This is a genomic window from Oceanimonas sp. CAM02 (assembly GCF_032842915.1).
Taxonomy (GTDB): Bacteria; Pseudomonadota; Gammaproteobacteria; order Enterobacterales; family Aeromonadaceae; genus Oceanimonas; species Oceanimonas smirnovii.
The window spans coordinates 352815-366101 of record NZ_JAWJBK010000029.1 but is presented as its reverse complement, the minus strand read 5'-3'; the positions used below and the strand labels follow the sequence as shown (position 1 = coordinate 366101).

16 protein-coding genes are annotated in these 13287 nt (G+C 56.4%); 7 read left to right on the top strand and 9 right to left on the bottom strand.

Translation table 11 applies throughout. From position 1 onward, the window contains the following. Positions 1–27: 27 nt before the first annotated feature. The 4 genes from R0I78_RS10970 (at position 28) to galU (ending at position 2288) form a co-directional block, all read left to right on the top strand. Positions 28–567: a septation protein A gene (locus R0I78_RS10970; protein ID WP_317075331.1), complete on the top strand. Its 540-nt coding sequence runs from the start codon at positions 28–30 to the stop codon at positions 565–567. Positions 568–588: 21 nt separating this feature from the next. After that, on the top strand, positions 589–888 hold the full coding sequence (locus tag R0I78_RS10965; protein WP_317075330.1) for a YciI family protein: 300 nt from the start codon (positions 589–591) through the stop codon (positions 886–888). A 107-nt stretch (positions 889–995) separates the two neighbouring features. Then, positions 996–1289 (top strand): helix-hairpin-helix domain-containing protein, encoded by a 294-nt coding sequence (locus R0I78_RS10960; RefSeq protein ID WP_317075329.1) that lies wholly within the window; start codon positions 996–998, stop codon positions 1287–1289. Between the two features lie 96 nt (positions 1290–1385). Continuing rightward, complete coding sequence (galU, locus tag R0I78_RS10955) at positions 1386–2288, top strand: UTP--glucose-1-phosphate uridylyltransferase GalU (RefSeq protein ID WP_317075328.1); 903 nt, start codon at positions 1386–1388, stop codon at positions 2286–2288. Here the strand turns inward: galU and R0I78_RS10950 are convergent, their stop codons facing one another. Next, the gene (locus tag R0I78_RS10950) at positions 2289–3269 is read right to left on the bottom strand and encodes a response regulator (protein WP_317075327.1); all 981 of its coding nucleotides are present in this window, start codon (positions 3267–3269) and stop codon (positions 2289–2291) included. 126 nt (positions 3270–3395) lie between these two features. Here R0I78_RS10950 and R0I78_RS10945 point away from each other — a divergent pair, with 126 nt between their 5' ends. Beyond that, positions 3396–4079: a DnaT-like ssDNA-binding domain-containing protein gene (locus R0I78_RS10945; protein ID WP_019935588.1), complete on the top strand. Its 684-nt coding sequence runs from the start codon at positions 3396–3398 to the stop codon at positions 4077–4079. Further along, positions 4063–4911 (top strand): DnaA ATPase domain-containing protein, encoded by an 849-nt coding sequence (locus tag R0I78_RS10940; protein ID WP_317075369.1) that lies wholly within the window; start codon positions 4063–4065, stop codon positions 4909–4911. The genes R0I78_RS10945 and R0I78_RS10940 overlap by 17 nt, the downstream gene beginning before the upstream one ends. On the opposite strand, the gene R0I78_RS10935 is transcribed toward R0I78_RS10940, so the two are convergent. Genes R0I78_RS10935 through R0I78_RS10925 form a run of 3 tightly spaced genes read right to left on the bottom strand, consistent with a single transcriptional unit; the run spans position 4908 to position 5868 of the window. After that, positions 4908–5147 (bottom strand): hypothetical protein, encoded by a 240-nt coding sequence (locus R0I78_RS10935; protein WP_317075326.1) that lies wholly within the window; start codon positions 5145–5147, stop codon positions 4908–4910. The two genes, R0I78_RS10940 and R0I78_RS10935, sit on opposite strands and share 4 nt — an antisense overlap. A gap of 9 nt (positions 5148–5156) precedes the next feature. Next, entirely contained in the window at positions 5157–5549 is a 393-nt protein-coding gene (locus R0I78_RS10930) for a phage holin family protein (RefSeq protein WP_317075325.1), read from the bottom strand. Between the two features lie 4 nt (positions 5550–5553). Beyond that, entirely contained in the window at positions 5554–5868 is a 315-nt protein-coding gene (locus R0I78_RS10925; protein ID WP_317075324.1) for a YqjD family protein, read from the bottom strand. 182 nt (positions 5869–6050) lie between these two features. Here R0I78_RS10925 and R0I78_RS10920 point away from each other — a divergent pair, with 182 nt between their 5' ends. Then, complete coding sequence (locus tag R0I78_RS10920) at positions 6051–6623, top strand: YceI family protein (RefSeq protein ID WP_019935583.1); 573 nt, start codon at positions 6051–6053, stop codon at positions 6621–6623. Positions 6624–6676: 53 nt separating this feature from the next. On the opposite strand, the gene R0I78_RS10915 is transcribed toward R0I78_RS10920, so the two are convergent. The 5 genes from R0I78_RS10915 to R0I78_RS10895 all read right to left on the bottom strand — a co-directional run bounded on the left by R0I78_RS10915 (position 6677) and on the right by R0I78_RS10895 (position 13287). Next, positions 6677–7081, bottom strand: a complete 405-nt coding sequence (locus R0I78_RS10915) for a host attachment protein (RefSeq protein WP_019935582.1) — start codon at positions 7079–7081, stop codon at positions 6677–6679. 129 nt (positions 7082–7210) lie between these two features. After that, positions 7211–10093, bottom strand: coding sequence for an aminomethyl-transferring glycine dehydrogenase (gene gcvP, locus R0I78_RS10910; protein ID WP_317075323.1), 2883 nt, complete (start codon positions 10091–10093; stop codon positions 7211–7213). Between the two features lie 134 nt (positions 10094–10227). After that, the gene (gene gcvH / locus R0I78_RS10905; RefSeq protein WP_317075322.1) at positions 10228–10617 is read right to left on the bottom strand and encodes a glycine cleavage system protein GcvH; all 390 of its coding nucleotides are present in this window, start codon (positions 10615–10617) and stop codon (positions 10228–10230) included. A gap of 20 nt (positions 10618–10637) precedes the next feature. Beyond that, a complete protein-coding gene (gcvT, locus tag R0I78_RS10900; RefSeq protein ID WP_317075321.1) occupies positions 10638–11741 on the bottom strand; it encodes a glycine cleavage system aminomethyltransferase GcvT in 1104 nt (367 codons plus the stop codon). 331 nt (positions 11742–12072) lie between these two features. Continuing rightward, positions 12073–13287 (bottom strand): FAD-dependent monooxygenase, encoded by a 1215-nt coding sequence (locus R0I78_RS10895; protein WP_317075320.1) that lies wholly within the window; start codon positions 13285–13287, stop codon positions 12073–12075.

Genomic DNA, 13287 nt, shown 5'->3' with positions numbered 1-13287 from the left:
GTTATCTAAACTATTCGGATATTACCCATGAAGCAGTTTGCCGAGTTTATTCCGCTGATCATCTTTTTCGTTGTGTACAAGACCGTGGACATTTACGCCGCCACCGGTGCGTTGATGGCAGCGACCTGTGTGCAGATGCTGGTACAGTGGCTGCGGCACAAAACCCTGGAAAAAATGCACCTGGTCACCCTGGTACTGGTACTGGGCTTTGGCGGCATGACGCTGTTTTTTCAGGACGACGCCTTTATCAAATGGAAAGTCACCGCCGTCAACGGCCTGTTTGCGCTGGGGCTGCTTGTCAGCCGCTACGGCTTTGGTAAAAATCTTATTCAGCAGATGCTGGGCAAGGAGCTGACGCTGCCCGATGCCGTCTGGGACAAGGCAAATCTCGCCTGGGCCAGCTTTTTTGCCTTTTGTGGTGCGCTCAATGTGTATGTGGCGTTCAGTCTGCCCGAAGCCTGGTGGGTGAATTTCAAGGTGTTTGGCCTGCTTGGCCTGACCCTGCTGTTTACTCTGGCCACCGTACTTTATCTTTATCGCCAGCAACCGGCACAATCCACCAAATAATACCGATTAAGGAAAAACAAAATGTGGTATGTAATTTTTAGTGAAGATAACGCCAACAGCCTGCCCCTGCGCAAGGAAGCCCGCCCCGCTCACCTGGCCCGCCTGCAGGCACTGGCCGACGAAGGTCGCCTGCTGGTAGCCGGCCCCAATCCCGCCATCGACGCCGACGATCCGGCCGATGCCGGCTTTACCGGCAGCACCGTGATTGCCGAGTTTGATTCGCTGGAAGCAGCACAAACCTGGGCCGATGCCGACCCTTATGTGGCCGCTGGTGTCTATGCCCAGGTCATCGTCAAGCCCTTCAAGAAAGTGCTTCCCTGATTAATTTTTAATCAAAAATTTGCTTTAACCGGTCTCCTGGCCAACCCTTTAGATGCCCCTGCAGTGCGGGAGTTATCTGAATATCAATGTAAAGAAGGAGACACGGCATGAAAAAACTGCTTACCCCTGTTTTGCTGTCATTGCTGATAGCCACCGGTGCACCGGCGTTTGCCAACGAGGAAAACGCAGAAGCACAAAGTGCAGTGGTTACCAGCATTAACATCAATACTGCCAATGCCGACCAGCTGGCACAGCTGTCTGGTGTCGGGCCGGCAAAGGCAGATGCCATTGTGCAGTACCGGAACGAAAACGGCCCTTTTGAATCCGTTGACGATCTGGTGCAGGTAAGGGGTATTGGTGAAGCTACGGTGGAGAAAAACCGTCACCTGCTAAGCAATTAATGAGCACTCGGTATAATCCTCTGCCCCGTTTGGCCCATGGTCGTTCGGGGCAGCTTTGGTTATGATAAGGCACTTTTCAAGCCACTGGTTTTTTCAATGTCATACCAAGCCTCCATTCGTAAAGCCGTGATCCCCGTTGCCGGCCTTGGCACCCGCATGCTGCCCGCCACCAAGGCCATTCCCAAGGAAATGCTGCCTGTGGTCGACAAGCCCCTCATTCAATATGTGGTGAATGAGGCCGTGCAGGCTGGCATCAAGGAAATTGTACTGGTCACTCATGCCAGTAAAAACTCCATTGAAAACCACTTTGATACCAGTTTTGAACTGGAGGCGACGCTGGAGAAGCGGGTCAAGCGCCAGCTGCTGAATGAAGTTCAGAAAATCTGTCCGCCCGATGTCACCATTATGCATGTGCGTCAGGGTGAAGCCCGCGGTCTGGGACACGCGATTTTATGCGCCAGACCACTGGTAGGCGATGCCCCCTTTGCCATTTTGCTGCCCGATGTGCTGATTGACGACGCTGCCTGTGACCTGGGCAAAGACAACCTGGCCGCCATGATCAGCGCCTTTGCCGAAACCGGCCACAGCCAGATCCTGGTAGAGCCGGTGGCACAGGAGCTGGTAGATCAGTTTGGCATAGTAGATCTGGGTGACAACAGTCTGGCTCAGGGCGAGTCTGCTCCCATTACTGCCATGGTGGAAAAGCCGGCCCGGAATGAAGCGCCGTCCAATTTATCGGTGGTGGGCCGCTATGTGCTGCCCGCCAGCATCTGGCCACTGCTGCAAAAAACCCCGCTGGGCAAAGGCGATGAGGTTCAGCTGACCGATACCATTGCCATGCTGATGGAGCGGGAGCCGGTAGATGCGCACCATATTACCGGCAAAAGCCACGACTGCGGCAGCAAGCTGGGTTATTTGATGGCCAACGTGGAATATGGCCTGCGCCACAGTGAGCTGGGTAATGACTTTAGCCGCTACCTGAAACAACTAAAGCCCTGATCATGCTTCGCGGCTGGCGGTCAGTTCAATGCGCCCGCCATGGCTGCCGCAAAGCTGCAGCTGTAATGGAAAACGACAGGGTTGCCGCCTGGGGCTGGCTCTGAACAGGGCTTGCCCCAGAGGCCCGGCATTACAGCTGCATAGCCAGTCGCATCCCGTCATGCCACCATTGGCCACCTCCACCGTGTTGTTATCAGCGTTCAGCCGCAGCAACATCAGGCTTACTCTGGCGTTAAGCCCGGCTTCATAGAGCTGCTGATTGATATATTCGAGAGTACGCGCAGGATGGTTCAACAGACTGTCTTGTCCTTGCCTGAAGCGCCGCAATGGCTCATTCAGCAAAAACGCTACCAGCACCATCAACATGGGGGTATCCGGGTGCAGCGGATCAAACTCGGCCACCATTAACAGCAAATCCTGCTCAAGTCGCACCGACTGGGTCAGCACCCAGGGGGTGCTGTGTTTCAGACTAAGCCGCCAGCTGCCCAGCTGCCTGTCTCCTGACATGACCAGATCCCGCAACAGACGAGAGGCGGCCATGTCCTGACGCCGGAAAAAAGCCAGGTGGGAGTGAAACTCCGCCAGCTCCTGCTGAGTGCGATAACCGGAAGGCAGCAAACTGGCTGCCAGCCGGTGTTTAAGCCCACTCCAGTCGGTAACGGGCTTTATCAGATAATCCACCGCACCGGCACGCAATGCCGCTGCCACCTCGGCCATATTGCTGGCACTGGATGTCACCACAAAAGGCAAAGCGGGAAACTGCCGGCGAAAAACGCTCAGCACAGCAACAGACCGCGAGGTTTGCATCATCAGGTTACCCAGCACCAGATCAGGCGGTTTTTTCTCTGCCAGCAGCAAGGCTTCGTCAGCACTGTCAGTTTCCTGCACCTGAGCCCCCCACAACTCCAGCCATGCCAGTAATTGCCGGCGGAACAAGCTGTCGTCATCTATCAGCAAAATGTTTGAGTGTCTAATATACATGGATGGTTCCGCAGGATAGTCATACTTAAATTGAGCCTAGCTGATTTTCACCCGGCAGCAGGGCATGGCTGTATTCTGCCGGCACTTTATTGGATAATGCCCACACCATTTCAGCATTCAGGCACCATGACTCCCGCAGAATATCAGGCGCTGACCTCTTCAAAACTGTCGCACCCCGCCCGCAGCCTTTATCTGTTGTATCTCAGATATCAGGCCAGAGCCGACTTGACCCAACCGCTGGATTACCCTGAGCTGGGCCGAGCACTGGCTGTGCAGGGAAAAGGTGACTACCGCTACCGGGTTACTCCCGCTGAACTGACCGCCCTGATAGACGAGCTGCAGCAAGCCGGACTGCTGAGTCTGACGGAGCGCACTCATCCGCAGAATTATCATGGTGCCCGCTTTAGGCTGGCATTAAAAAATCTGCAAGGGCTGGCTCCCCTGCCTGCCCGTCAGTTTGCCATGTATCCCGAATGGCGGCCCGATGAACAGCTGGACAGCCTGGCCCGCTTGTGTGGTCTGCTCGACAGCCATTTTGATGAAACCGAATTGGGCGAGTTCATTGCCTACTGGCTGGGCCGGCCGGAAGTATTTGAAAATCAGCATCAGTGGATGCTGCGTTTTGTGCGCCAGCTGAAAAATCGCCGTGCCCTGCGCCGCGATCCAACGGCGCCGGTAACCGGTTATCAGCAAGCGGCGGCGCCGGCCAAAGCTGATGGCAGCCCCAGCAAACGGGCACAGGAAATGATGGAAGAGGCGCGCCGCCTGCGCGACAAGCAACAGGAGAGCCATGATGAAGAAAACACCTGAAGAAATTGCCGCCGACATGGCTGATATTGCCCGCCGTCGTCGTCAGCAGCAGCGCCCGCAAAAAGATACCAGCCCGGCCGCCGCCAAAGGTGATGTACAGCATGTGTTGCAGCAACTGCAGCAATTGCGGGCCGGCGGCAAACTGCCCCGCTACGACTACGAAACGCTACGCCGTCAGTATGAGCAACAGGCTAATGCCGATGTAAAGCAGCTGCAGCAGGAAGCCAAAATACATCGCACCGAAAAACTGCTGGCCCAGGCGGACTTAAACGCCGACTGGACCTTTGACAAGATGGACGTCAATGATCCGGCGCTGGCTCATCATATTGAAACCGCCCACCATTTTATTAATGCGTTTGATCACTGGGAGCAAAAAGGGGGGACCGGTATTTTGCTGTATGGCGATTTTGGTACTGGCAAATCCACCCTGGCCGGTGCCATTGCCCATGAGCTGATCCACAAGCACCAGAAGTCAGTGATCTTTCAGCAGTGGGCGTCAGTGGTAGACCGGCTGTTTTTTGGCGTAATAGAAGATCAGGACAGCCGCAATCAGTATCGCCGCGCCCTGGAAGAAGTAGACTTGCTGGTGCTGGATGAAGTAGCTGCCAACCGCAGCCGGCTGGCAGAAAGCCAGTCCAGTTTTCTTGGGCACCTGCTGCGTCGCCGGCGCAACCTGTCAAAAAGCATCATTATTATCAGTAACCACGATCCCCAGTCACTGCACAGAGCGGTGGGTGATTTCTGCTTTGAGGCCATTAAGGCATTTCATCCGGTAGACATTGCCCTGCGCGGCCCCAGCCGCCGGCCGGACATTGGTGACTATCACAGTTAAAGCCGCCACCACACCAGCGCCAGTAATCCCGCTCCCAGCAGCAACTTGTTGCGCAAGCGCTTCGGGCTGCTGGCCAGTCGCCAGGCCAGGCTTACTTTAGGCACCTGATCGGCCAGTGCCAGCCAGTCTACCTGGCTGTGCTGACGGCGCTGGGCCTGCTGGGTTAACAGTTTCAGCCGCAGTGCTTCGGCCTTGAGTTGCAGCATCTGCTGCTCTTCCTGCAGGTTTCTGTGCATTTGTTCTCCTCAGCCTTTGTTGGACCAGTCGTCCATATCGCGCCGGCCACGCAGATAGGCCACGTCTTCCTGCACATCTTTCAGGGTCTGCTCCAGAAAGCGGCGTTGTCCGGCCAGGTTGCGTACCATGGCCACACACGCCACTGCCATTAACACCAGCAAGACCACCCCCAGCCCGAAGAACACCCATATTCTGGCCACCGGCGACAGCACTTCATTCAGGCCAAACAACAGGCTGATAAAGGCCATAAAGAACAGCGCCACCATGGCCAGCGCCAGCACACCCAGGCGCACCATACGTTCTTTCTGGGCAATGAATTCAATGCGCGCCAGCCTGAAGCGCACAAACAAGAGTTCAATAATGGTATCGAGCACGTCTCTCAGGGGTGGTTTGCCGCTCATGGAATTAACGGCCCCGGCACAGCAGGGCACCCAGCAGCAGACCCACTACCGCCGCCACCCCCATGGCATGATAAGGTTTGCTGTGCACCAGATCGTTGGTCTGGCTGGCAGCCTGGCGAGTACGCTCAATCACCGAGTCTTCCATCTCGGAGTATTGCTGCTGAGCCTTGTCGAGCTGGGATTTCAGTTTTTCTTTTAACGCCTTGCCTTCTTTAGTGCCGTCATCAGCAGCAGCATGATAAAGGGCCTCTGCGTCTTTCAGCAGTTGTTTTACATCCTTCATCAGGGCTGCGCGTTCAGCTTCATATTTAGCGGCCATAGTGCCTCCTTGTTTCATTTAATAAGAATAAAACTCAACACTTGCTTTACTACCTTATTCCCTTGCATGGTCATTGGCCAGTGATCCTATGCATTAAATAAACAGTTGCGAACGGAACTGTCGTATTTATCACGCAGACTGCTGCTCTATACTCGTTTTATTCATGAATAAAGGAGAACGCCATGATAAAGAAACTGTTACTCACCTCACTCTGCGTTGCCAGCACCTCGGCGCTGGCCGACTGGCAGCTGAACAACGAGCTCAGCCGGGTCAGCTTTGTCACGATTAAAAATGAAAGTGTGGGTGAGCCCAACCATTTTCAGCGAGTATCCGGCAATCTGACCGACGATGGCCAGTTTACGCTGAGCATAGATCTGGCCAGTGTGGAAACCGGTATTCCCATTCGTAATGAGCGTTTGGGTGAGTTTTTGTTTGAAACCGGAACCTATCCCGAGCTGAGGTTAAGCGCCGACTTGTCTGAACACCTGGATACCATTAACAGCAGCAACGACAGCCTGGTTGAAACCAGCGCCACCCTCAGCCTGCACGGCCAGGACAAAGTCATGCCGGTTACTGTATTGGTCAGTCGCAAAAGCAATGGCGATTTGCTGGTATCCAGCTGGGATCCGGTCATAGTGCATCAGCAGGACTTTGCCCTGACAGCAGGCATCGACAAACTGCAGGAATTGGCGGGGCTGCCTTCCATTACCCGCGCCGTGCCGGTGAACTTTGTGCTGAGTCTGAACAAGCAATAGTAAAAAGCCGCAGTGATAAACTGCGGCTGCTGGTTTTCATTTACTCAGCGGGCTTATTTGCCATTTTTAAAGGCTGCCAGCACCTCGCTGTGAGATGCGCCACTGAGGTTTTTATCCAGATCCTTTTGCAGTGCCTTGCGCAGCCTGTCATCCATGGCCTCACGCAGCAGGCCAAGAAACTGGGGCGGGGCCGCCATATAAAAACCGCCAATTTCATTATGATCCAGGGCATGACGCACTCTTGCCATGATATCGCGGGCAAAGCGCTGATTTTCAGTGTGGCCGGGCTCGGTTCTCTCGGGCATGGCTGAAACATCCGTTGTCAGATCACTGGCCTTCAGCCTTGCTTCCGGGTGAGCAAGATCCAGCACTTCTTCTCCTGTGTTTTCTACCCAGTCCTGCTTGTATACAACCGCCTTGGCGGCATCGGCAACCACAATCCAGTCTGGCAATGGCATAGCAAACCTCCTTTGATGGTGAAAGGCCAAACAAGTTGGTGAATAGTCTAAGTATTGTCGATTTCTGACAATTTGCATGGGGCTGAATGGCACCACAAAAAAGCCCCGCTTTTCAGCAGGGCTTTTACGTTACTCGCCGTAGGCTTCGGTGGGCAGGCAGCTGCAGAACAGGTTGCGGTCACCGTAAACATCGTCGATGCGGTTGACGGTAGGCCAGAACTTGCTGCGGCGTACCTCGCTCGACGGGAACACCGCCAGCTCGCGGCTGTAGGCACGGTTCCACTCGGCATCCATGATGTCGTCCTGAGTGTGCGGGGCGTGTACCAGGGGATTGTCCTCCAGAGTCCACTCGCCGCTTTCCACCTTGCGCATTTCGGCACGAATTTGCTTCATGGCGTGAATAAAGCGGTCGATCTCGGCCTTGGACTCGGACTCTGTGGGTTCAATCATCAGGGTACCCGCTACCGGAAAGCTCATGGTCGGCGCATGGAAGCCAAAGTCGTTCAGGCGCTTGGCCACGTCCATTTCGCTGATGCCGCTGGACTCTTTCAGCGGGCGAATGTCCACAATGCACTCATGGGCTACCCGGTCGTTACGGCCGGTGTAGAGGATGGGGTAATCCTCGGCCAGGCTGCGCATCAGGTAGTTGGCGTTGAGAATGGCCAGCTGGGTGGAGCGCTTGAGGCCTTCGTCGCCCAGCATGGCAATGTACATCCAGCTGATCGGCAGAATGCTGGCTGAGCCGAACGGAGCGGCCGACACGGCGCCGTTGTTACGGCTTTCCTTGTCGGTTTTCACCACACTGTGGCCGGCCACAAAAGGTGCCAGGTGCGCTTTTACGCCAATGGGCCCCATGCCCGGACCGCCGCCGCCATGAGGAATGGCAAAGGTCTTGTGCAGGTTAAGGTGCGACACGTCGGAGCCGATAAAGCCCGGTGAGGTAATGCCCACCTGAGCGTTCATGTTGGCACCATCCATATAAACCTGACCGCCAACGCTGTGCACGATTTCGCATACTTCACGAATGTTCTCTTCATACACGCCATGGGTGGACGGATAAGTCACCATGATGCAGGACAGGTTCTCACCCGCTTCCTCGGCCTTGGCCTTGAGATCGTCCATGTCGATGTTGCCCTGCTTGTCGCAGGCCACTACCACCACCTTCATGTTGGCCATCTGGGCCGAGGCCGGGTTGGTGCCGTGAGCGGAGCTTGGGATCAGACAGATGTCGCGATGACCGTCGCCGCGGGACTCATGGTACTTTTTAATGGCCAGCAGACCGGCGTATTCCCCCTGCGCACCGGAATTGGGCTGCATGCACACGGCGTCGTAACCGGTGACCTTGACCAGCCAGTTTTCCAGCTCGCCAATCATGGCCTGATAGCCCTGAGTCTGATCCAGCGGCGCAAAGGGGTGAATTTGCGCAAACTCGGGCCAGCTCACCGGCACCATTTCAGCGGTGGCGTTCAGCTTCATGGTGCAGGAGCCCAGCGAAATCATGCCGTAGTTCAGGGCCAGATCCTTCATCTCCAGCTTGTGGATGTAGCGCAGCATCTCGGTTTCCGAGTGATAGCTGTTGAACACCTCGTGGCTGAGGATGGCGCTGTCGCGCAGCAGGCTGGCGGGAATGGAATCGATACCGGCGGCAGCCTTGGCATCCAGCGCGTCCACGGTCAGGCCATGGCCGTCACCGAGGAAGATGTCGAACAGCTCGGCCACGTCACCCCGGGTGGTGGTTTCGGACAAGGATACCCCAAGGGCACCGGCCAGATCGGTGCGCAGGTTGGCACCTTTGGCCAGGGCGCGGGCGATAATGGCGTCCTTGTCGGCGGTCTCAATGGTGAGGGTGTCGAACCAGGTGTCGTGCTTGAGTGCCATACCCTTGCTCTTGAGGCCCAGGGCCAGAATGTCGGTCAGGCGGTGAACCCGGTCGGCAATGCGCTTCAGGCCTTCCGGGCCGTGATACACGGCATAGAAGCTGGACATGTTGGCCAGCAGCACCTGGGCGGTACAGATGTTGGAGTTGGCTTTTTCACGGCGAATGTGTTGCTCGCGGGTCTGCATGGCCATGCGCAGGGCCGGCTTGCCACGGGTGTCTTTGGACACACCAATAATGCGGCCCGGCAGGGAGCGTTTATGCTCATCGCGGGTAGCAAAGAAAGCAGCGTGGGGGCCACCGTAGCCCATGGGCACACCAAAGCGCTGGGCGTTGCCCAGTACCACGTCGGCGCCCAGCTCGCCCGGGGCCTTGAGCAGCACCAGAGAAAGAATATCGGCGGCCACACAGGCAATGCCCTTGCCACTTTGAACCTGAGCAATCAAATCCTTGAGATCACGAATTTGACCGGTGGTGGACGGATACTGGAACAGAGCACCAAAGACGTCGTGCTCCACCACTGCTTCGGCGGGAGCCACCTTGATATCAAAGCCGTAGTGCTCGGCGCGCTCACGCACCACGTCGATGGTCTGGGGGTGCACGTCGTCGGCAATAAAGAAAATATTGGCTTTTTTGTTCTTGCTGACGCGGCGGGCCAGGGCCATGGCCTCGGCAGCAGCGGTAGCCTCATCCAGCAGCGAGGCGCTGGCCAGGGGCAGACCGGTCAGATCCTGGGTCATTTGCTGAAAGTTGAGCAGGGCTTCTAGACGACCCTGAGCGATCTCCGGCTGATACGGGGTATAGGCGGTATACCAGCCCGGGTTTTCCAGCACATTACGCTGAATCACCAGGGGCACATGGGTATCGTGATAGCCCATGCCGATATAGCTCTTGCACACCTTGTTCTGGCTGGCCAGCGACTTCAGGTAGCGAAGGGCTTCCTGCTCAGTGCGCGGAGCGCCAATGCCAAGGGGCTGGTCATTAAGAATGCTCGCCGGTACCGTCTGTTTAATCAGGTCGTCCAGGCTCTCGGCCCCGACTGCTGCCAGCATGGCAGCCACTTCCTGCTCGGAAGGTCCGATATGACGGCCGGTAAAGGCGTTATTCTGCTCAAGTTCAAACAAAGACTGGGTCATTTTTCTTACTTCCTTCTTCGGGGCTGGCCCGAGGGTGAACAGACGACCGGCAAATGGGGGGTACTGGCCGGCTAAAGTCTGGCGGTGGAATGGCACGTCAACGGCAATGCCCCCCGCAGGGGGCACAGGTGAACTTAGTCTTCGTCGATGCTGTTTTCATAGCCTTCGGCATCAAGCAACTCATCCAGTTCGGATTCATCGGTCAGCTTGATGCGGAACAGCCAGCCATCACCGTAAGGGTCTGAGTTCACCAGCTCGGGGCTGTCTTCCAGATCGTCGTTTACCGCAATGATTTCACCACTGACCGGGGCATAGATGTCTGAAGCGGCCTTGACCGACTCGGCCACACAGCACTCTTCGTTAGCATCTACGGTGCGACCGGTTTCGGGCAGCTCAACAAACACCATATCACCCAACAGATCCTGCGCATGTTCGGTAATACCGATCACCACTTCACCGTTTTCTTCAATCCGGACCCATTCGTGAGTACGGGCATATTTCAGTTCACTGGGGATATTGCTCATTTTGTTGTTCCTCTTGGTTCTTAAAACTCGGCGACCGCTTTGCCGAAACGTACAAAAGTCGGTTTTACCACGGACACCGGCATCCATTTTTTGCGCAGTTCCACTTCGGCATTGTCGCCAATGGAGCGCGGAACCCGCGCCAGGGCAATGCTGAAGCCCAGTGTAGGCGAGAAGGTACCGGATGTGATCACTCCCTGCTGCTCATTGCCATCGGCATCGGTAAAACGTACCGGGGTACCGGCGCGAAGCACACCTTTCGCCTTCATCACCAGTCCTACCTGCTTGGGTTGAGTCCCCGCTGCGCGCTGGGCTTCAAGGGCGGTACGGCCGATAAAGTCACGATTTGCCGGCTCCCAGGCAATGGTCCAGGCCATGTTGGCGGCCAGCGGCGAGGTGTCTTCATCCATGTCCTGGCTATAGAGGTTCATGCCCGCTTCCAGGCGCAGGGTGTCACGGGCACCCAGGCCGCAAGGGCGCACACCGGCGTCTTTCAGGGCATTCCACAGGGCGGCCGCCTGCTCGGCTGGCACCACAATTTCATAGCCGTCTTCACCGGTGTAGCCGGTGGTGGCGATAAACAAATCGCCTGACTGCACGCCAAAAAAGGGCTTCATGCCTTCCACGGCAGCGTTTTGCTCTGGAGTAAATACGGCAGCGGCTTTGGCCTTGGCGTTGGGGCCCTGTACCGCGATCATGGCCAGCTCGGGGCGTTCGGTGAGGGTCACATCAAACCCTGCGGATTGTTTGGCCATCCACGCCAGATCTTTTTCGCGGGTAGCAGAGTTGACGATCATGCGGTAATCGTCTTCGGCAAAATAATAGGTGATGAGATCGTCAATCACACCGCCCTGCTCGTTCAGCATGCCGCTGTAGATGGCCTTGCCCGGCTGAGTGACACGGGCAATGTCGTTGGCCAGCAGGCGCTGCAGAAAGGCCTTGGCCCCGGCACCCTTCACATCAACAATGGTCATGTGCGACACATCGAACATGCCGGCGTCCTGACGCACGGCGTGATGCTCCTCCAGCTGGGAGCCATAGTTGATGGGCATATGCCAACCGTGAAAATCCACCATTTTGGCACCGGCTTCCAGGTGCTGCGGATGCAAAACTGTTTGCTGAGTCATGACGCTTCCTTAATATTGCGGGCCCGGCCAGCGAGCGATAATCCGGTAGTGCCGTTCGATTATACTCATGCGGTGTTGGGATAACACAGCGCAGCTGTTAAAAAAAACTAATCCGTAAACCTTTCGGTGCAAAATGTGAGCTGTACCACGACAGCTTTTTCAACGTAAAGAAAGCAACAAACACTGCAATTAAAACCAAAAATTAACAATCATTTAAACAATACTGCGATAATATGCGCTCATTTCAGTACAAGCGAAAAAAAGAGGCTTTTCAGCCTCTTTCGCATTACTTAAAAAAACTAATCACAAAACCTGATCGCATTAGTTTTTCTCATTCATTTTCATGAAGGCGCGACAAGGCCGGCTGCAAGCCACCCACGCCCAGGGCATGAGCGGCCAGCCGGCGCTTGAGCGGAGTCAGCCGGTCAGTCAGCCCAAGTCCAAACGCACGCAGTCCTTTAACCGGCCCCAGCTCACTGCCAAACAGCCGCTTGAGCCCTTCCATGCCTGCCAGCATGGTGGTGGCTTCGGCCTTGCGCCAGCGTTCAAAACGACGCAGCCCCGCCAGCTCGCCAATATCCTGACCTTCGGCATGGCGGGTCATCAGGGTATCAGCCAGGGCGGCAGCATCCTGAAGGCCCAGGTTTACTCCCTGCCCTGCCAGCGGATGTATGGTGTGAGCCGCATCGCCAATCAGTGCCCAGCGTGTACCACAGAACTGCTGGCTGTAGCGGGCCCTGAGCGGAACAGCCATGCGCGGCCCCAGCACCCGGCACAGGCCCATGCGCAGATCAAAGGCAGTGGCCAGTTGCTTGTTAAAGTCGTCGTCACTGAGTGCCAGCAGTTCCTGAGCCCGTTCCGGCGTACAGGACCAGACCAGTGAGCAGCGGTGCGCACCGGCCAGGGGCAAAAAGGCGATAATATTATTGCCGCTGAATATCTGACGGGCACACTGCTCATGGGGCTCATCGGTTTCGATGGTGGCCACCAGCGCATTGTGGTCGTAGTCCCATTCAACCATGCCCGGCTGCATCTGGCCGCGCAGCCAGGAGCGGGCACCATCGGCACCCACCAGTAGCCGGCCGGTAATGGGAGTGCCGTTATCCAGCAGCACAAAAGCACCGCTGTCACTGGCCGACACGCTCGCCGCCCGGGCCGGCATGTGCAGACTGATGTGCGGACATTGCCGCGCCTGCTCCAGCAGATGGTGCTGCAGCAGCCGGTTTTCCACGATATGACCCAAGTGAGACTGGTGCATCAGCCCGGCAGAAAAGCCTATGCGCCCACGGCTCTGGGCTTCCCATACTTCCATGCTGGTGTAGAGCCCCAGCCGGTTGCTGTGCGCAGGCCAGGCATTCAGCCGCTCCAGCAAAGTCTGAGAGGCCAGGTTGATGGCACTGACCCGGTTGTCGGCCACCTCATTAAAGGTATCGTCCGGTACCTTGCCTTCCACCACGGCCACTTTCAGGCCGCTGGGCTTCAGTGCCAGTGCCAGGGTCAGCCCCACCATGCCGCCGCCAATAATAATCACATCTGCTGCTTGCAT